Origin of the sequence: Thalassospira sp. GB04J01, assembly GCF_000751115.1 — a bacterium.
GTDB classification, from domain to species: Bacteria; Pseudomonadota; Alphaproteobacteria; order Rhodospirillales; family Thalassospiraceae; genus Thalassospira; species Thalassospira lucentensis.
Window position 1 is genome coordinate 106,752 of the sequence record NZ_CCDX020000018.1, and the last position, 18,470, is coordinate 125,221.

At 53.1% G+C, this 18,470-nt stretch carries 14 protein-coding genes and 1 pseudogene; 5 read left to right on the top strand and 10 right to left on the bottom strand.

The window, feature by feature from the left end; translation table 11 throughout:
* Positions 1-34: 34 nt before the first annotated feature.
* A complete protein-coding gene (locus tag AMM48_RS19165) occupies positions 35-1,705 on the top strand; it encodes a methyl-accepting chemotaxis protein (protein ID WP_102785380.1) in 1,671 nt (556 codons plus the stop codon).
* An 11-nt stretch (positions 1,706-1,716) separates the two neighbouring features.
* On the opposite strand, the gene AMM48_RS19170 is transcribed toward AMM48_RS19165, so the two are convergent.
* The 7 genes and pseudogenes from AMM48_RS19170 to AMM48_RS19200 form a co-directional block, all read right to left on the bottom strand.
* Positions 1,717-2,223, bottom strand: a complete 507-nt coding sequence (locus tag AMM48_RS19170; RefSeq protein ID WP_102785381.1) for a GNAT family N-acetyltransferase — start codon at positions 2,221-2,223, stop codon at positions 1,717-1,719.
* Positions 2,224-2,226: 3 nt separating this feature from the next.
* Positions 2,227-3,156 carry a hydroxymethylglutaryl-CoA lyase gene (locus AMM48_RS19175; RefSeq protein WP_102785382.1) on the bottom strand — a complete coding sequence of 310 codons (930 nt, stop codon included), beginning with the start codon at positions 3,154-3,156 and terminating at the stop codon, positions 2,227-2,229.
* A pseudogene (locus AMM48_RS19180) lies at positions 3,156-5,158 on the bottom strand (acetyl/propionyl/methylcrotonyl-CoA carboxylase subunit alpha). Before AMM48_RS19180 ends, AMM48_RS19175 begins: the two are co-directional and overlap by 1 nt.
* Before the next feature lies 1 nt (position 5,159).
* On the bottom strand, positions 5,160-5,972 hold the full coding sequence (locus AMM48_RS19185; RefSeq protein WP_102785383.1) for an enoyl-CoA hydratase/isomerase family protein: 813 nt from the start codon (positions 5,970-5,972) through the stop codon (positions 5,160-5,162).
* Positions 5,973-5,979: 7 nt separating this feature from the next.
* Positions 5,980-7,590 (bottom strand): carboxyl transferase domain-containing protein, encoded by a 1,611-nt coding sequence (locus AMM48_RS19190; RefSeq protein ID WP_102785384.1) that lies wholly within the window; start codon positions 7,588-7,590, stop codon positions 5,980-5,982.
* 285 nt (positions 7,591-7,875) lie between these two features.
* On the bottom strand, positions 7,876-8,487 hold the full coding sequence (locus AMM48_RS19195; protein ID WP_022730297.1) for a 2-hydroxychromene-2-carboxylate isomerase: 612 nt from the start codon (positions 8,485-8,487) through the stop codon (positions 7,876-7,878).
* A 127-nt stretch (positions 8,488-8,614) separates the two neighbouring features.
* Positions 8,615-9,088: an Lrp/AsnC ligand binding domain-containing protein gene (locus AMM48_RS19200; RefSeq protein WP_022730298.1), complete on the bottom strand. Its 474-nt coding sequence runs from the start codon at positions 9,086-9,088 to the stop codon at positions 8,615-8,617.
* Positions 9,089-9,292: 204 nt separating this feature from the next.
* On the opposite strand from AMM48_RS19200, the gene putA reads away from it, so the two are divergent.
* The 3 genes from putA (at position 9,293) to AMM48_RS19215 (ending at position 14,415) form a co-directional block, all read left to right on the top strand.
* A complete protein-coding gene (gene putA / locus AMM48_RS19205; protein ID WP_102785385.1) occupies positions 9,293-13,096 on the top strand; it encodes a bifunctional proline dehydrogenase/L-glutamate gamma-semialdehyde dehydrogenase PutA in 3,804 nt (1,267 codons plus the stop codon).
* Between the two features lie 300 nt (positions 13,097-13,396).
* On the top strand, positions 13,397-14,026 hold the full coding sequence (locus tag AMM48_RS19210) for a BON domain-containing protein (protein ID WP_101304490.1): 630 nt from the start codon (positions 13,397-13,399) through the stop codon (positions 14,024-14,026).
* Between the two features lie 155 nt (positions 14,027-14,181).
* On the top strand, positions 14,182-14,415 hold the full coding sequence (locus AMM48_RS19215) for a (2Fe-2S)-binding protein (protein WP_102785386.1): 234 nt from the start codon (positions 14,182-14,184) through the stop codon (positions 14,413-14,415).
* A 108-nt stretch (positions 14,416-14,523) separates the two neighbouring features.
* Here AMM48_RS19215 and AMM48_RS19220 read toward each other — a convergent pair whose 3' ends face one another.
* Complete coding sequence (locus tag AMM48_RS19220; RefSeq protein ID WP_102785387.1) at positions 14,524-15,582, bottom strand: Glu/Leu/Phe/Val dehydrogenase dimerization domain-containing protein; 1,059 nt, start codon at positions 15,580-15,582, stop codon at positions 14,524-14,526.
* A 583-nt stretch (positions 15,583-16,165) separates the two neighbouring features.
* On the opposite strand from AMM48_RS19220, the gene AMM48_RS19225 reads away from it, so the two are divergent.
* Complete coding sequence (locus tag AMM48_RS19225) at positions 16,166-16,399, top strand: hypothetical protein (RefSeq protein WP_022730303.1); 234 nt, start codon at positions 16,166-16,168, stop codon at positions 16,397-16,399.
* A gap of 106 nt (positions 16,400-16,505) precedes the next feature.
* On the opposite strand, the gene AMM48_RS19230 is transcribed toward AMM48_RS19225, so the two are convergent.
* Both AMM48_RS19230 and AMM48_RS19235 read right to left on the bottom strand, forming a co-directional pair.
* A complete protein-coding gene (locus AMM48_RS19230; protein WP_102785419.1) occupies positions 16,506-17,096 on the bottom strand; it encodes a 2-hydroxychromene-2-carboxylate isomerase in 591 nt (196 codons plus the stop codon).
* Between the two features lie 117 nt (positions 17,097-17,213).
* Positions 17,214-18,389 (bottom strand): hypothetical protein, encoded by a 1,176-nt coding sequence (locus AMM48_RS19235; protein WP_244271313.1) that lies wholly within the window; start codon positions 18,387-18,389, stop codon positions 17,214-17,216.
* Positions 18,390-18,470: the final 81 nt, after the last annotated feature.

Sequence of the window (18,470 nt, forward strand, 5' to 3'; positions counted from 1 at the left end):
AGAGGAGTACACTTTTCTAAGGCGGGGTAATTCAATGTTTTCAGTGTTTAAGCGTTTAAAGATCGCGACAAAGGTCTTTGGCGGTTTTGGTGTTGTGCTTGTTTTGCTGGCGATCATGTCGTTGATGTCAGTCTTGGCGATCAGCAGTGTCGGCGATGACTTTATGCGTTACCGTCAGATCGCGTTGCAATCCAATCAGGCGGCCCGGGTTCAGGCCAACCTTCTGGAAGCACGCGTTTCGGTAAAAGACTATCTTCTGAATGCAAACCCGACCTCCGCCGAGAGTGTCAAAACCCGTCTGGCAACAGCAATCACGTTGAATGACGAGTTGGTTGGCATGCTACGTGAACCCGAACGTCTGGAAAATGCGCAAAAGTCGGATAAAGAACTGAAAACCTACTTTGATGCATTTGATCAGGTTGTCTCACTTCCGGCTAATGATCCGGCGCGCGCAACATTGGTGACGGGTACACTTGATCGGCTGGGCCCGATCATCGCCCACGATCTTGAAGAACTCAAACTTGAGATTAAGGCAGAACAGGACGAAATTGGACCACGGGCGACGAAGGCAGCCAGTCAGTCTGTCATGGCTACCGAGATTGTCGCAGGGATTGCTATTGTGCTCGGTATTGCTGTGGCCTGGACCATTGGGACGGGTATTTCCCGTCCGATCCGTGCGATCACGGATGCAATGAATACGCTTGCTGGCGGGAATAAGAACATTGACATTCCCGGTCAGGATCACCGCGATGAAATTGGCGATATGGCCAAGGCTGTTTTGATCTTCAAGGAAAACATGATCAAGGCCGAAGAACTTGCCGCCCAAGAGGTCGAGGCCGCCAAGGTACGTGAACGGCGGGCTGCGAGAATCAGTGAGCTGACATCGGGCTTCGACAGCGAAGTTTCCACTGTGCTTGAAGCGGTGGCATCGGCATCGACCGAGATGCAGGCAACCGCAACTGGCATGACCAGCACGGCCGAGGAAACCAGCCGTCAGTCCAACATTGTGGCCGCTGCTGCCGAACAGGCGTCAAATAATGTACAAACGGTTGCAAGTGCGGCAGAGGAGCTCAGTGCTTCTATTGCTGAAATCACCCATCAGGTCAGTCAGTCTTCAACAGTGGCAAGCCGTGCGGTATCGGATGCAGAGCGGACCAATGAACAGGTGCGGGGGCTGGCCGCTGCGGCGCAGAAAATTGGGGACGTTGTTGGTCTGATCCGCGACATTGCCGAACAGACCAATCTTCTGGCCCTGAATGCAACGATTGAAGCCGCACGTGCGGGGGATGCTGGCAAGGGGTTTGCCGTTGTTGCCGCCGAGGTCAAAAACCTTGCGACCGCAACATCACGCGCGACCGAAGATATCACAGCCCAGATCACCGGTATTCAACATGAAACCGAAGGCGCGGTTGATGCCATTGGTCTAATTTCAACCACAATCGCCGAAATCAACGAGATTGCGGCAACCATTGCCAGTGCGGTGGAGGAACAAGGGGCTGCGACGCAGGAAATTACCCGAAATGTTCAGGAAGCATCTGTGGGGACAACCGAAGTTTCTTCTAATATCACGGGTGTGAACGAAGCCGCCGGATCAACCGGAGCCGCGGCAGAGGATGTTCTCGCAGCGTCCGGGGAGCTTTCGCAGCAGGCAGAAGTCCTGCGTGAAAAGGTTGCCCAGTTCCTAAATGACGTGCGGGCAGCCTGACGAAAAGTATCCTATCCCTGCCTTTTGGGATCAAATGTCATCAAAAGGCAGGGACCTTCGCTTGTGTCGTATTCGCGGTGCCCGACAAAACCAATCGCCTCATAGCAGCGAATTGCCGCCTCGTTGGTTGGGTCTGGATCAATTGCGATTAACGGGGCACCGCGTTCGATCAGCATGTTCGATAGCAGGCTCAAGAACATGCGCCCGTGACCGCATCCCATCATGGCCGAAACGCCGATAAAGCTATCCATACAGCGGGTGCCCGCCAGAAGATTTTCGAAATGGTCCTGTGGCCATTGATGGGCGTCGTAATGCTGAACAAAAGCAAACGGCCGATTGCGGTAAGACACAATCAGCGTTGCCATTTCGGCCAGTTCAATGTCTTCGGTGATAATTTCGATCTGCTCGACAGGATTGCCCCACCAGCGGATGACTTCGGGCAAATAAAGCCAGCGGCGGATCATGGAAAGGTCGTTGGGGATGGCCCGTCGGAAGCTGTATGGTGACGGACCCTTCATGCGCTATCCCTCGTTCGTGCTGCGCTTTGCCCCAATCGCCAGATTGGCCTTTGATGCGCTTGATCGTCCGATTTGATCACAAATCCAGCTGCCTGTCGCGGCAAGCTTTTCAAGATCAATACCGGTTTTGATGCCAAGCCCGCCGAGCATATAAACAACGTCTTCGGTCGCGACATTGCCACTAGCACCTTTGGCATAGGGACAGCCGCCTAATCCGGCGACCGAACTGTCAAACGTTGCCACCCCCATTTCCAGAACTGCAAGAAGATTGGCAAGCGCCTGACCATAGGTGTCATGAAAGTGGGCCGCGATTTTTTCAATTGGGATATGTTCGGTAACCGCAGAAATCATTGCCTGTGCCTTGGCAGGGGTGCCCGTGCCAATAGTGTCACCCAGACTGACTTCATAACATCCCATGTCATAAAGTGCCTTGGCAACCTCGGCGACTTTTTCCGGTGCAATGTCGCCTTCATACGGGCAGCCAAGAACACAGGATACATAACCACGTACAGAAAGACCCGCATCGCGGGCGGCAATAACCAACGGACGGAAACGATCCAGACTTTCGGCAATCGAACAATTGATATTCTTCTGCGAGAAACTTTCCGATGCAGCACCAAAAACGGCGACCTCGGTCGCGCCCGCGGTAATGGCGGCCTCAAGCCCCTTGGTATTTGGGGTCAAAACGGGATAGGTCACGCCGGATTTACGGGTGATCTTTGCCATGACCTCGGACGCATCGGCCATTTGCGGAACCCATTTCGGACTGACAAAGGCGGTGGCCTCGACCACCGACAGTCCCGCATCATTCAAACGGTTTATCAGTTCGACCTTAGTGGCGGTCGCAACCATCGTCTTTTCGTTCTGAAGGCCATCGCGCGGGCCGACTTCAACGATTTTAACGTTGGTGGGTAAACCAGAAAGAAGGGCCATTATTCGGCCTCCTCAATCGCGATCAGTTCCGCACCGTCCTTGACTTGATCGCCGACGTCAAAGAAGACCTCTTTGACCGTGCCGGTAACCGGGGCTGAAATGGTGTGTTCCATTTTCATGGCTTCCATGACCACAAGCTTGTCGCCCGCCGTCACAGCTTGTCCGGCCTTTGCCATGACGGCAATGATCTTGCCGGGCATCGGGGCGGTTAAGCCACCACCTGTCCCTTCGGCTGCACCAGCGGCGGCCAGTGGGTCGAATATTTCCAGCCGGTCGGTGCGACCATCGCGGAAAATCGTCAGACGATTGCCATCACGCAGCACGGTGGCGCGTTTGCGCACATTGTTCAGGCTGGCATGAATGGCTCCGTCCTGATCATGTTTGGCGCTGGCGATGATAGCGCTACCATCGGGCATATCCATGACATAGCCATGATCACGGTAGTGGACTTTGACCGCAATATCATCACCATCATGGCGCAATATCAAATCATGATGATTGTCATCGTTCAGCCGGAAACCCGCCGTGCTGTGCCACGGGGAATAGGGATCGTTACTTTGGGCCGCAAAACGGGCCGCCTCAGCATCACGGGCGCGCAGCACATCAAGGGCGGCAAAGGCCAGGGCCTCGTTATCCGGTGTCGTTGGGGCCGGGATCAGGTCGTCGTGATACATCGGGATGAAGCCGGTTTCGACTTCACCACGCTCAAACGCCGGATGTCGGGCGATGTTGCCAAGGAAACCGGTATTGGTGGTCACCCCGACGATCTGCACGTCATTAAGGGCGGCTGCCATGCGGCGCAGGGCCGATGTGCGATCCACATCCCACGTGATCAGCTTGGCGATCATCGGGTCATAATGGATCGATACTTCGCCGCCTTCATAGACGCCGGTATCCACACGGACATGATCGCTTTCACGCGGCATGCGCATATGGACCAGTTTGCCGGTGGCGGGCAGAAAATCGTTCTGTGGGTCTTCGGCATAGATACGAACTTCAAATGCATGCCCGTTGATGGTCAGTTCATCCTGCGATTTCGGAAGAGTTTCGCCATCGGCAACGCGTAATTGCCATTCCACAAGGTCTTCGCCAGTGATTTTTTCGGTCACGGGATGTTCGACCTGAAGGCGGGTGTTCATTTCCATGAAGTAAAACGCACCCGAAGCATCAAGCAGGAATTCAACCGTGCCCGCTCCCTGATAGCCAATCGCCTTGGCAGCATCGACGGCGGCCTTGCCCATTTGTGCGCGTAATTCTTCGCCCATATTGGGTGCAGGGGCTTCTTCAATCACCTTTTGATGGCGACGTTGCAGCGAGCAGTCGCGTTCAAACAGATATACCGCATTGCCGTGGCTATCGGCGAAAACCTGAATTTCAACGTGGCGCGGGGTGACAATCAGCTTTTCAATCAGGCAATGATCATCGCCAAAGCTGCTTTGCGCTTCGCGTTTGCAACTGATCAGTGCGTCTTTGAAGTCAGACGCCGTTTAACCGCGCGCATGCCTTTGCCGCCACCACCCGCCGATGCCTTGATCAAAACCGGATAACCGATCTTTTCGGCCTCGGCCGCAAGGAAATCCGGCTCCTGATCCGCGCCGTGATACCCCGGGACCAGCGGCACGCCTGCCTTGCCCATGATTTTCTTGGCTTCGGATTTTGATCCCATCGCACGGATGGCACTTGCCGGTGGGCCGACAAAGACACAGCCAGCTTTTTCAAGCGCGTCGGCAAATCCGGCATTTTCCGATAAAAAACCATAGCCCGGATGCACGGCATCGGCGCCTGATTGCGCGATCACGTCAAGCAAGCGGTCGGTGCGAAGATAACTGTCTTTGGGGGCAGGGGCACCGATATGATACGCCTCATCGGCAGATTTAACGTGCAATGCATTGGCATCTGCATCGGAGTAAACGGCAACGGTCTGGATGCCCATGCGACGGGCGGTTTTGATCACACGACAGGCGATCTCACCGCGATTGGCGATCAAAATTTTGCGCGGCATGTTATTTCTTGCTCCAGTTCGCGGGACGTTTTTCCAGAAAGGCAGCGACACCTTCGCGGCCTTCGGCACTTGCGCGCTGATCGGCAATGCGATGGGCGGTGTCATCAATCACGGCGTCGGAAATCGGTGTGTTCGCAACAGCGTAAATCAGGTTTTTGGCGGCATGCATCGCCTGTGGCCCATTCGCCAGCAGAATCTGCGCCATCTCATCGCCGCGTGCCGTCAGGTCATCACCTAGCACCACTTCGTGTACGAGTCCGATGTCCTTGGCGGTTTGGGCATTAAATCGTTCGGCCGTCAGGAAATAACGCCGCGCCTGATTAACCCCGATGACCTCAACCACATAGGGCGAAATCACCGCCGGGATCAGGCCAAGTTTGACTTCTGACAGGCAGAAACTCGCACGATCCGATGCTATGACGATATCGCAGCACGCGGCCAAGCCAACGCCGCCGCCAAAGGCAGCCCCGTTGACCAGTGCGATGGTTGGTTTTGAGGTGAAGTTCAAAACCTTCATCAACTTTGCCAATGCGCGTGAATCGTCAAGGTTCTCCGCGTGGCTGTATGCCGCCATGCGCTTCATCCAGTTAAGGTCGGCCCCGGCTGAAAAGCTTTTGCCAGCACCGGTCAGGATCACGACGCGGACAGCCGGATCGGCGTCAAGTGTTTCGATCTTGGCGGTCAGGTCGGCTATTAACGCGTCATCAAACGCATTGTGGATATCCGGGCGGTTCAGGATGATGCGTGCAACGCCGGTGTCGGCAATTTCACAGATGGCGGCATCGTCAATGTTATTGGTGTTTACATTGGTCATGGTGGGCTCACATTCTAAACACGCCAAACCGGGTATCTTCGACCGGTTTGTTGAGTGCTGCTGAAAGGCCGAGGCCAAGAACCATGCGGGTGTCTGCCGGATCAATCACGCCATCATCCCAAAGGCGGGCCGATGCGTAATAGGGGTGCCCCTGTGCTTCGTATTGATCACGGATCGGACCTTTGAAGGCTTCCTGTTCGGCCTCGGGCCATGTTTCGCCGCGTTTTTCCGCTGCATCGCTGCGAATTTGGGTCAAAACATTTGCTGCCTGTTCGCCGCCCATGACCGAAATGCGGGCATTGGGCCACATCCACAAGAAACGCGGGCTGTAGGCGCGGCCACACATGCCATAGTTGCCTGCGCCAAATGAGCCACCAATCAGAACGGTGAATTTTGGCACATTGGCGGTGGCCACGGCGGTGACAAGTTTGGCCCCATCCTTGGCAATGCCGCCGGCTTCATACTTGCGGCCAATCATAAAGCCGGTGATGTTTTGCAAGAACACCAATGGAATGCCACGTTGTGCGCACAGTTCAATGAAATGCGCACCTTTGAGCGCGCTTTCAGAAAACAGAATACCGTTGTTGGCAATGATCCCAACCGGGTATCCGAAAATACGGGCAAAGCCGGTGACCAGCGTGGTGCCGTATTGCGCCTTGAACTCGTCAAACTCGGACCCGTCAACGATGCGGGCAATGATTTCGCGCACGTCATAGGGTTTCTTGGTGTCGGTTGGGACAACACCGTAAATTTCGCGCCGGTCATAGGCCGGTGCGCGCGGTTCGGTCAATGTCAGGCTGGGGTTCTTGTACCAGTTCAGGTTTTTGACGATATCGCGGGCAATCGACAGTGCGTGGCTGTCATCCTGTGCGTAATGGTCGGTAACACCCGATGTTTTACAATGCACATCGGCACCGCCCAGATCTTCAGCCGAGACAACTTCGCCTGTGGCAGCCTTCACCAACGGAGGTCCACCCAAGAAAATCGTACCCTGCTTGCGGACAATGATGCTTTCATCCGACATTGCCGGGACATAAGCACCGCCCGCGGTGCAGGAGCCCATGACAACCGCGATTTGTGGGATGGCCTTGGATGACATGGTGGCCTGATTAAAGAAAATCCGCCCGAAATGATCGCGGTCGGGGAAAACATCATCCTGACGGGGTAGGTTGGCCCCACCACTGTCGACCAGATAAATACACGGCAGATTGTTTTCCAGCGCAATTTCCTGCGCGCGAAGATGCTTCTTTACGGTCATGGGATAGTACGATCCACCCTTGACCGTCGCATCATTGGCGACAATCACGCATTCAACACCCGATACGCGCCCAATGCCGGTAATGATGCCAGCAGCAGGCACATCTTCGTCGCCATACATGCCGTGTGCAGCCAGTTGCGAGAGCTCCAGAAACGGGGAGCCGACATCAAGCAACTGGCGAATGCGTTCACGCGGTAGCAGCTTGCCGCGTCCCGTATGCCGGTCGCGTGCACGTTCGCCGCCGCCCAGTTTGATCTGCGATATTTGATTGCGCAGGTCTTCAACCAGTTGTTCCATATGTTCGGCATTGGTGCGGAATTCTTCGGAACGGGAATTTACCGCAGATTTCAGTACCGTCATTGTCCAATTACACCATTTTGTTGCGGGTTTTGCGCCCGAGTTGAATGACGTTCTGGGTGTTGTTATGGGGGAAGTTTACGTAAGCGTCAATATTAAATAGGTATTTTAGTACCGGAATTGTCTATATGCAATGATTTTGGCTTGAAGTCTAGGTTTTCAGCTGTTTGTGACTGTTGCGACAAGGGACGGTTTTGGCTTTTGACGACCGTTGTCAATGCCCTGAGGGTCGTGAAGTTAGGTCCGATTGATCCGCCAAATCAGGCTTATTAAGAAAGCATGTGAAGATTAGCTGTCGTTTCGGGATTTGTGCAGTTTAATCCACTGCTCAAGCTGATCTATCCGGTCATTGCCAAAGAACGGCTCGCCTTCATAGAAAAAGAACGGTGATCCGAACGCGCCCATTTCGATTGCTTCGTCTGTGATGTCGCGGGTGTGACTTTTCCAGCGCTGTTCTTCGACAGCAGCACGCATTTCGCCCGGATTGATCGAGTGGCGCGTGGCGGCGGCCAGAACGTTTTCCGGGTTAGACATATCCAGTCCATCGGCGAAATAGCCGCGATAGATATCCTTGGCAAATTTACGCGCCAATGCGGGAGATCGCGATTCAAGCCAGTAGAAGGCGCGTGTTGGCATCAAGGCCGAGTATGGGAAGTTTTGGGGAATGCAGAACGGGGTGTTTTGTGCCCGTGCGCAGCGTTCCATGTCATGGCGGAAATAGTCGCCACGAATGGGTTGCTCAAGAAGCGGGCTTTGTCCGGTTTGTTTAAAGGCAGCACCAATCATAAAAGGGCGCCAGATGACTTTTACCCCGACACGCGATTCGAATTCTTCCATACGCTCGGCAGCGAGGTAGCCATACGGTGATGAGAAATCGAAGTAAAACCGGACTTCCGACATGTTTCCTGCACCTGATTGTTCTTAATTGTCATTTGGCAAAAGCCGGGCCGTACAGGTCTTGTGCCCATTTGGACCGAACCTGATTGTGCGCCATTGAGCCTGTGCAAAGCAATTAAAAAACAGATGCTTAGGGGATTACGATGCCGGGGCGGACTTTTACTTCTTCCATCACGACATATGTATGAGTCTGGCTGACTCCCTGCACCGAAGACAGACGTTCGAGGAATTCACGATAAGCATACATGTCTTCAACCCGAAGTTTGGCGAGATAGTCAAAGCCGCCAGCAACCATGTGGCATTCTTCTATTTCGGGCAGTTTACGGATCGCAGCGGCAAAGACGTCAAAGACATCCGGGGTCGTGCGATCAAGCGTGATTTCGACAAATACGACCAGTGACTGGTTCAACTTGCGCGGATCAATGGTCGCCATATAGCCGGTAATAAAGCCTTGCTGCTCAAGACGCCGGACACGTTCAAGGCACGGTGTCGGGCTCAGGTTAACGCGGCGCGACAGTTCGACATTCGACATGCGCCCATCATTTTGCAGCTCACGAAGGATCTGTGTGTCGATTTTGTCGAGATTTTTTTGATTCTTCTGCATTTTGGCTTTCTAACCAGTGTTTGTGACTATTCAATAAGGAAACTGATGGATGATATATCGTATTTTTTGTAAAAATGGCAGCACATTTTTCAGATAGAATATTATTCTCGGTCGTTATAGAGGTGCCATCAGGGTCTGAAGACGAAATCGCTGCATTTATCTTCTGACAGGCTGCAAGTGAACCGCAGGGAGAAAAAAGACAAAATGTTTCGTACAGAGTTGCCCCAACCAAACGATATTCGTACTGAAATTCGCAACGCCTATCGCGCCGACGAGGAAGAAGCCGTCGCCCGCCTGATAGAGACAGCCCGGTTGTCGCCCGAGCAAACCGCCCGCGTTCAGGATCGCGCCTATCAATTGGTCGCACGTGTCCGTAAGGCCGATAATGGCAAAAGCGGGATTGATGCGCTGCTTCATGAGTATGAGCTGTCGAGCAAGGAAGGCGTCATTTTGATGTGCCTTGCCGAGGCCCTGTTGCGTGTTCCCGATGCGGTTACTGCGGACAAACTTATTCAGGACAAACTGTTTGATGCCAACTGGCAGAGCCACCTTGGCCATTCTGACAGTTTCTTTGTTAATGCCTCGACCTGGGGTTTGATGCTGACCGGGAAGGTCATCAAATTTGGTAAGGCAGAAAAAGCCGATCCGGGCCGGTTGCTCAAACGCATGATTGGACGGTCCGGTGAGCCAGTTATCCGGAAGGCATTCAACCATGCCATGCGCATTATGGGCCGCCAGTTCGTCATGGGTCGCACGATTGACGAAGCATCCGTTCGCGCCAAGGCGAACGAAGAAAAAGGCTATCGCTATTCCTATGACATGCTGGGCGAGGCTGCCCGCACGATGGAAGACGCGGATCGCTACTACAAGGCATACGAAGATGCCATTCACGATATTGGCCGCGTTGCCAAGGGCCGTGGTCCGATCAACAGTCCGGGAATCTCGGTCAAGTTGTCGGCCATTCATCCGCGCTATGATTTTGCCAATTACGAACGGGTTGTCACCGAGCTGACCCCGCGTCTCAAGCAACTTGCCCTTCTGGCCAAGAAATATGACATCGGTTTCACTGTCGATGCCGAAGAGGCCAATCGCCTTGATCTGTCGCTTGACGTCATCGGCGATGTGTTTGCCGATCCCGACCTAAGCGGATGGGAAGGATATGGACTTGCGGTTCAGGCCTATCAGAAACGCGCTTACCATGTGCTTGAATGGCTTGCGGACTTGTCAACTAAGGTCGGTCGCAAGATGATGGTGCGTCTTGTCAAAGGAGCCTATTGGGACACCGAGGTTAAATTCAGTCAGGAAAACGGCTTTGACGGTTATCCGTGCTTTACGCGGAAAGCATCAACCGACGTTTCTTATCTGGCCTGTGCGAAATTGATGCTGTCGCGCCGTGACGCATTTTATTGCCAGTTCGCCAGCCACAATGCGCATACGGTTGCCTCCATCCTTGAGATGGCGGGCAATGATCGCACGTTCGAATTCCAGCGTCTGCACGGCATGGGCGAAGCGCTTTATGAGCAGATCGTTGATAAGGCGGGTGAAAATGTGCCTTGTCGTATCTATGCCCCGGTTGGCAGCCACGAAGACCTCTTGGCTTATCTGGTGCGGCGTCTTTTGGAAAATGGTGCCAACACCAGCTTTGTAAACCGTATTCAGGACGAACAACTACCAATCGAGGAAATGATCGCCGATCCGGTTGAAAAGATGGCGGCCCTTCCGAGGAAAGCCCATCCGAAGATTCCGGCACCGGTTGATCTTTATGGGGCAGGGCGTGTGAATTCACGCGGCATTGATCTGACCGATACCAACAAGCTTCTGCCGCTGAATGAAAAACTTGCCGCGATGCAGGGCAAAACCTGGAACGCAGCACCACTGATTGATGGCAAGCTTGTTTCGGGAACGCCAATTGATGTCATGAACCCGGCCAAACTTGGGGAAAAGGTCGGTGACCTTGTTCAGGCGACCGAAGCCGATGTTGAGGCGGCTATTGTTGCCGCCGTTAAGGGCTATGACGCGTGGAATGCAACGTCTGGTGCGGATCGGGCCGTAGCATTGCGACGTCTTGGTGATCTGCTTGAAGATCATATGGACGAGTTCATTGCCATTTGTCAGCGCGAAGCGGGCAAGCTTTATTCGGACGGTGTTGCCGAAGTTCGAGAAGCCGTTGATTTCTGCCGTTATTACGCCAACCGCGCCGAAGAAACTTTCCGCGAAGGTGGTCCACTTGAAGGCCGTGGGGTATTTGTTTGCATTAGCCCATGGAACTTCCCGCTTGCGATCTTCTTGGGTCAGGTGACTGCAGCCCTTGCCGCGGGGAATGCGGTTATTGCCAAACCGGCCGAGCAGACGTCGCTTGTTGCGGCACGTGCCGCCGAACTGATCCTTGAGGCCGGTGTTCCGGGTTCTGCCTTCCAATTGGTGCCGGGACCGGGGCGTGTGATCGGCAATCAGTTGATCAATGACCCGCGTATTGCCGGTGTGGCCTTTACCGGCTCGACCGAGACCGCACAATTGATCAATCAGGCGTTGGCAAAACGTCCGGGTGTTCCATTGCCGTTGATTGCCGAAACTGGTGGTCAGAACGCGATGATCGTTGACTCGACCGCATTGCCAGAACAGGTGGTTCAGGATGCGGTGATTTCAGGTTTCCAGTCCGCTGGTCAGCGGTGTTCGGCTTTGCGCGTTTTGTTTGTGCAAGAAGACATTGCCGACAAACTTTGTCATATGCTGGTTGGCGCGATGAAGGAACTTCGGGTCGGCGATCCGAAATTCCTTGATATCGATGTCGGGCCGGTGATTGACGAGAAATCGTGCAAAACTCTTGAAAAACATGCTGCGCGCATGAAGAAAGAAGCCAAATTGCTTCATGCCTGTGATGTACTGCCTGAATGCCAGGACGGCACATTCTTTGCCCCGCATTGCTTTGAAATCCCGTCGATTGATGTGCTTGAACGCGAAGTCTTTGGTCCGGTTGTTCACGTTGTCCGCTTTAAGGCGCGTGATCTTGGTAAGGTTCTTGATCAGATCAACGCGTCTGGCTATGGGCTGACCCTTGGCATTCATTCACGCATCGACAGTACGGTGCGTGAAATCTCGCACAAGCTGCGGGTTGGTAACTGCTATGTGAACCGAAATCAGATCGGTGCAGTTGTCGGTGTTCAGCCGTTTGGGGGACAAGGTAAATCAGGTACCGGTCCTAAGGCGGGCGGCCCGCATTATGTCGAGCGGTTTGCCAAGCCAGTTGCCACGGCAAGCAGCACACAGAATGCGGAAATTCATGATGACCGTTCACCGATCATCGTCAAAGATGTCCTGTCCAAAACCCAATACGCCGACATGCTGTCAGCACAGGAAGAGTGGCAGTTTTTCGATGGCAATGAACGAGTTCGCATCCTTGAAAAACTGGCATCAAAACTAAGTGACTCATCAAAAGATGAATTGGTTTCAGGTGCCGACCACATTGCTGATTTTGCCGCCCTTTCGGAAAACGGATTTGTGGCACCAAAACGGATGCCCGGTCCAACCGGTGAAACCAACGATCTGTATTGCCTTGGTCGCGGTGTTTATCTGGTGCAGGCAGACAAGGATGCTGACCCAGCCCACGTGATCCGCCATTTGGGGGCGGCACTTGCGGCGGGCAATGCGGTTATTCTGGCAGGTGATCAGAAATGGTTCGCTGACCTTCCAGGCCTTGCATTTTCGGCTGGTATGCCGAAAAAGCTTCTGACTGTGGTCAGTGCCAATACCGGCCTTGGTGCCATGTATGATGGTGATATTGCCGGTGTTTCGTGCGTGGCGTCGCTTGATCGTGTGACATCGTTCAAACAACTGTTGGCAAAGCGCGATGGTGCGATCCTGTCGTTGATTTCTGATAGCGGTGCGGAAGATGACGGCGCACTGCCAGATCAGGCGTTCATGCACCGTTTCGCAACGGAAAAAACCATCACGATCAACACCACGGCTGCTGGGGGCAACGCGTCTCTGATGTCGATGGACGAGGGGTGACCAGACTCATTTGGCAGGTGCCAGACATTCTGGTAATACGCCTGCCTGATTGATGTATCGATATAATGGATCGGGAAGAAATTCCCGGTCCATTTTTTGTTGCTGATCAATTTTTCGCTAATGTGGCCCGGTTTAAAACTGTTTAGGGCTTTTTTTCGTCAAAATTCACTGCAATAGATACAGCCCGGAACAGAACACGCCATGCGGCGTTTATCTGGTAAGGATTAGAATGGCCGCATGAACGTTCGACGGTCCGAATAATAATTGAACATGCCCAATGGGCGTAAAAGGAGTACCGAAATGATCCAGGTTTCCCGAGGCTGGCGCAGTGTTGTCAAAACGGTTTCGGTATGTGTGCTGTTGGCGGCTCCAATTGCTGCCTGTGGGCCATTACAGATGCCTCTCGAAGACCGCACAGGCAATGACCAGTGGCTCGATACCCAGATTAAATCCGGTATCCTTGGCGAGTTTTCCAAAGTCGATCACACCTATCTGATGGATGTGAATGTCGACATCTGGAAGCAGGAGGTCATGGTCACCGGGATGGTCGACTCAAAAGGCAAATATTATGACGTGATGTCCCTGATCAAACAGGATAACCGCATCAAAACCGTTCATGATCACCTTGAGATTGCCGATGCCGAATCCATTGAGGCCTATCGCGCGGCTGAAGACGAGTATGGCAAAAATGCCGTTCCAACCGATTCGGCGACCCAAACCGTGTCCGATGTCTGGATTGAAGGCCAGATCAAAGCCTTGTTATTGGCTGAAAAAGGCGTCAGTTCGGTGAACTACCGCTGGCAGTCGGTAAATAATGTTGTTTACATCATGGGCGAGGCGCAGACCGATCCGGAACTGCAAAAAGTGCTTTCGATCGTGCGTCGCATCAAAGGTGTTAAACGCGTAGTCAGCCATATCACGCTTGCCTGATCTCCTTCTGATTAAACGACTTTTTTGAAATTCCCTGCAAATCTGTCGGTTTGCGGGGAATTTTTTTGTCCGAGGTGTATTAAAAGTGTTTGAAAACTATTCGCATTTACCGTACAGCTTTTGCTCTGTAACTAATAACTGATTGCATTTGCACCATGTATGTTTGCGTTTGTAATGCGCTTAGAGAAAAAGACGTTAGACGGGCTGCCGAAGAAGGTGGTGCGACGCGTCCGGCTGAGGTGTTCCGTTTTCATGGCTGTGCGCCACAATGCGGTAAATGCGCCTGCCATATGCGCGCAGAACTGATTAATTCAAACACCTGCGGTAATTGCGATTGCGATGATGCTGCTGCAGTTACAGCAAACTACGAGCCGATTGCCGCGGAATAACGCTGCAAAGGCCGTTTTCCAAATCTGCATCTGAATGAAAAAAAAGGCGAAGCCGTTATGGGCCTCGCCTTTTGTCGTTTTGGGTTCATGTCTGCATGATAGGGGCGATCATGCTGCGTGTTGGCGCAGACCAAACCGTTCTTCGGCCAGTCGGTCAGCAACGAAACTGGTCGATAGGTTTTGCTGTTTGGCGCGGTCAAAGATCTCGCGCACGGTCGCGCCGATGCCTGCGATGTGTTTGTTGGTGTCGCTCACCGGTTTGCCTTCGCGGCAATAATGGACCTCAACAACACCGCCAGCATTAATGACGTAATCAGGGGCATACAGAATGCCTGCTTCGCGCAGCATGTCACCATGACGTGCGTGTTCAAGCTGGTTGTTGGCTGCCCCGGCAATGATCCCGACGCGAAGTTTTTCAAGGGTTCGATCATTGATCACGCCCCCCAATGCACAAGGAGCAAGGATATCGGAATCCACAGACAGGATGTTCTCAACTGAAACCGCGGTGGCGCCAAATGCATCAACCGCCTTGGTTACACTGGCCTGATTAAGATCGGCGACCACAAGTTTTGCACCGGCATCATAAAGCATCTGACACAAATGATAGCCGACATGGCCAAGCCCCTGAACAGCAACGCGCATGCCGGTCAGGTCATCGTGCCCGTTTTTAAACCGCGCGGCTTCTTTCAGTCCGATGAATACACCGTAGGCGGTAAAGGGTGACGGGTCTCCGGTACGTGCCGGGTCTTTGCCATCGCTGATCCCGCCGACATGTTTTGTCTGACTGGCGATCTGTTCCATATCTGCCGGGCTGGTGCCAACATCTTCGGCAACAATATAACGACCGCCGACCTGCTCGACGGCACGGCCCATGGCACGGAACAGTTCAGGTGTTTTCTGACTGCGTGGATCACCGATGATGACGGACTTGCCACCACCAAGGGGCAAGTTTGCAAGGGCCGACTTATACGTCATGCCGCGCGACAGGCGCAGCGCATCGTGGATGGCTTCCTGTTCACTGGCATAGGGCCACATTCGGCATCCACCAAGCGATGGCCCAAGATTGGTATTGTGAACGGCGATGATGGTTTTCAATCCGCTGGCGTTGTCACTGGCAAAAACAACCTGTTCGTGGCCGTCAAATGCGGTATCGGAAAAAACGTTCATCCTCGGCAGCCTCCTGGCAGCATGTTTGTTCTGGTGCAAGACGGGCTTGCTTATCCTTGTATGTTTGATGCATTGGCCATTTGATCAATTTTAAATTCAGGCAAGAGTGAAAAAAGATCGTTTCGGTTGGGTAGGGGGATCGAGGACGGAACTTTATGATCCCTGCAGATTACCTTTGAAATATTGTTGCGCGACGTGTGCGCTGCACAATCGCAAGCAAAGGGCGTTTTATGTAAAAGCCCTCGATAAAATGATTCTTTTTTCGATTTTTCATCTGGCTGGAACGGCACCTCAGCGGGTATCAATCCCATATTTCAGCGATTTATTTTCCAAAATGGCGCATTTGGCAGGATAAGTTCTGAAACCCCCAGTTGTCGGCGTTTGAGGTGATAGGGCTATGACAAATTGGGGCTTGAAACCGGAGCGATTTGTGTTGAAATACAAAACAACCGGATAATTTACGGCTCGTTAAGGTGCGAAACGTAGAGTGATGGTTGGGTATCTTGTGGTTGAGATTCCCAGTTCAGGACACGACGGCGTCTGGGCGGCGCCGCCGGACAAAAAAGTAAGGAGATCGGCGGAAATGTCTGCGTTCACAGACCATCGCCAGACCGTATTCGAGGTTGAACTGCACAATCAGGCCGTTCGCGAATGCGTCAAAGAGAACCGTTCCCACGAAATCTTTGATGATCGCTGGGCCGACGTGCAAATCCACGAAGTTGCCGCAAGCAACGAGGGTAAGGCTCTTGCCATGATCGAAAACACCTATCCGTCATCAGATGGGTTTGTTGTCGATCACGTCAAACGCCTTGCCTGAGGGGAAGATGAATTCTGGCCGGTAAAGGCCATATACAAACCGGGCGGGATGTTTTTCCCGCCCGGTTTGTTTTTTTAAAGGAGTGGTGGGGCAAGCGGATGCCAGCCTAAGATAGGGCGCGGTCCACAAAGTCAAGCCGGTCCTGGCCCCAAAACAGCTCGGAGCCGACCACATAGCTTGGGACACCAAATATATTGTGATCTCGTGCGGCTTGACAGTTGGCGTCATAAATTCCGGCAATGGCGGGCAAATCGGCATTTTCCAGATACTCGGCCGACAGGTCACATTTGATCAGGGCATCGCGCACGGTTTGCGGTTCTGCGATATCGCGTTCGTGCAGCCAGACATCTCCCATCAACGTCTCAATCAATGTGGACGCATCTTTACCGTCATCCTGCACGGCAATGATGGTCCGTGCGGCCAGTGTTTCATCAACGGGAAAGAATTTCGGTTGCAGGTTAATTGGAATGCCCAGATGTGCGGACCAGCGTTTAAGTTCTGCCATCCGGTATTCCTGCCGGGCTTTGGGACGCTTTGCCAATGGCACGCCACCACCATGTTCCCAGACATCCGCCGCCCGGCATGGTTTATGGATGATTCCCACGCCGTGTTTTCTGGCAATTTCAACTGCCGGGCGGAACCCGAAAAACGACCATGGGGACTGAACAAAGAAATAATGAATGATTGGGTCGGACAAACTGGCCTCCTGTTGCTGTGCTTGCAGCATATGTTCTTAACTGCATGCAACAGTGCCCAACACAACCGGGCGCGTCAAATGCCGTCGCGCTTTTAAGGAAAGTTCAGGTGGTTGTGATCAGTAATCCTGCCACCAAGCATATTCACCAAGCCCGCCAAGCACCACACCATCAAAGCCAAGTTTCATGATGCCACCAAGATAGCTGCCTTCGCTCCCAAAAATCAGGCGTTGCCATTCAGGTGTCCAGTAATGCACGTGATGTTCCTGTCCCCAGCGGGCCATCATATTGCCTTCGCTGATGAAATCAGGCGATCCGGCGTGCCAGTTGCTTTGCCAGTAATAGCGATATGTTTCGGCTGTCGCGATATTGATATAGGCCATAATGGTGCGCGGCGTTCCAACCCTTTTATATCGCAGACGTTTCATGTCCTCATAGGTCAGCGGAATGGTGCCGCGGTGGAACGGATCAATGATCAACGTATCGTAATTGGTCGCAACCAGAGCATCAAGATAGGCCGTCTTGGTGCCATAAGGTGAACTGTCGAGCACCATAGCAAAATTTTTGGCCGACCTGATGTTGTCGATAATGTGTGGATTGGACCCGATTGGCGTGCGCGGTACCGATGCCAGAGATGACAGCTGCATACCTGGCGGTGGTGCCGCGTAATACAGGGCATCAAGGCCGCTTACTTGTTGACGTGCCTTTTGCATGTCGTCGACCTTATTGGTGTAATCAACCAACAGATATTGCAGGCCTTCAAGCTTCAACCGTTCGAGATAGCCAAGAATATATTTAGTTTCCTCGGTATTGGTCGGCTCGCCATATTTGTCATAGCCGTAAAACGGGGCTTCGATAAGGATGCCATCAAGTGCACGCAGATAATCCCTTGCGGGTTCAGCGGTGCCGCGCGTAGCAAATAGCGTTGTTTCAAGAAACTCGGTCAGTTCAAGTGCGTTCATCGCGATGATCGAAAAATCACTGCGATATCCCTTGGCCCAGCGACTGATATCAACCACGTAATCACGCATGCGTTCCGTGAAATCAATTTTTGGTTTGCTGTTCTGGCTGCCTTGGGCATTTGGCGCGCTTAAGCTGTTGGGGGTCGGCGTGAAGGGCTCAAGCTGCTGAGCCTGAGCCAGTAACGGGGTATTTGAAATTAGCGCTGCGCCCAACCCGGCCATGCTGCCTTCAATGAACCGGCGCCGTGACACTCCTTTGTCAGCAGGATGCATTGCTGATCTGTTTTGGACATCCTTGCTGTTTTGTGCCGTCATCTGGCGTTCCTTGCCCATTTTTGCTTCTCGTATCTACTATCAGATATTTATCGCGTCTGACGCGTCGTGGTTTGGCATTTTAGGCCGTCGCAGGGCGAC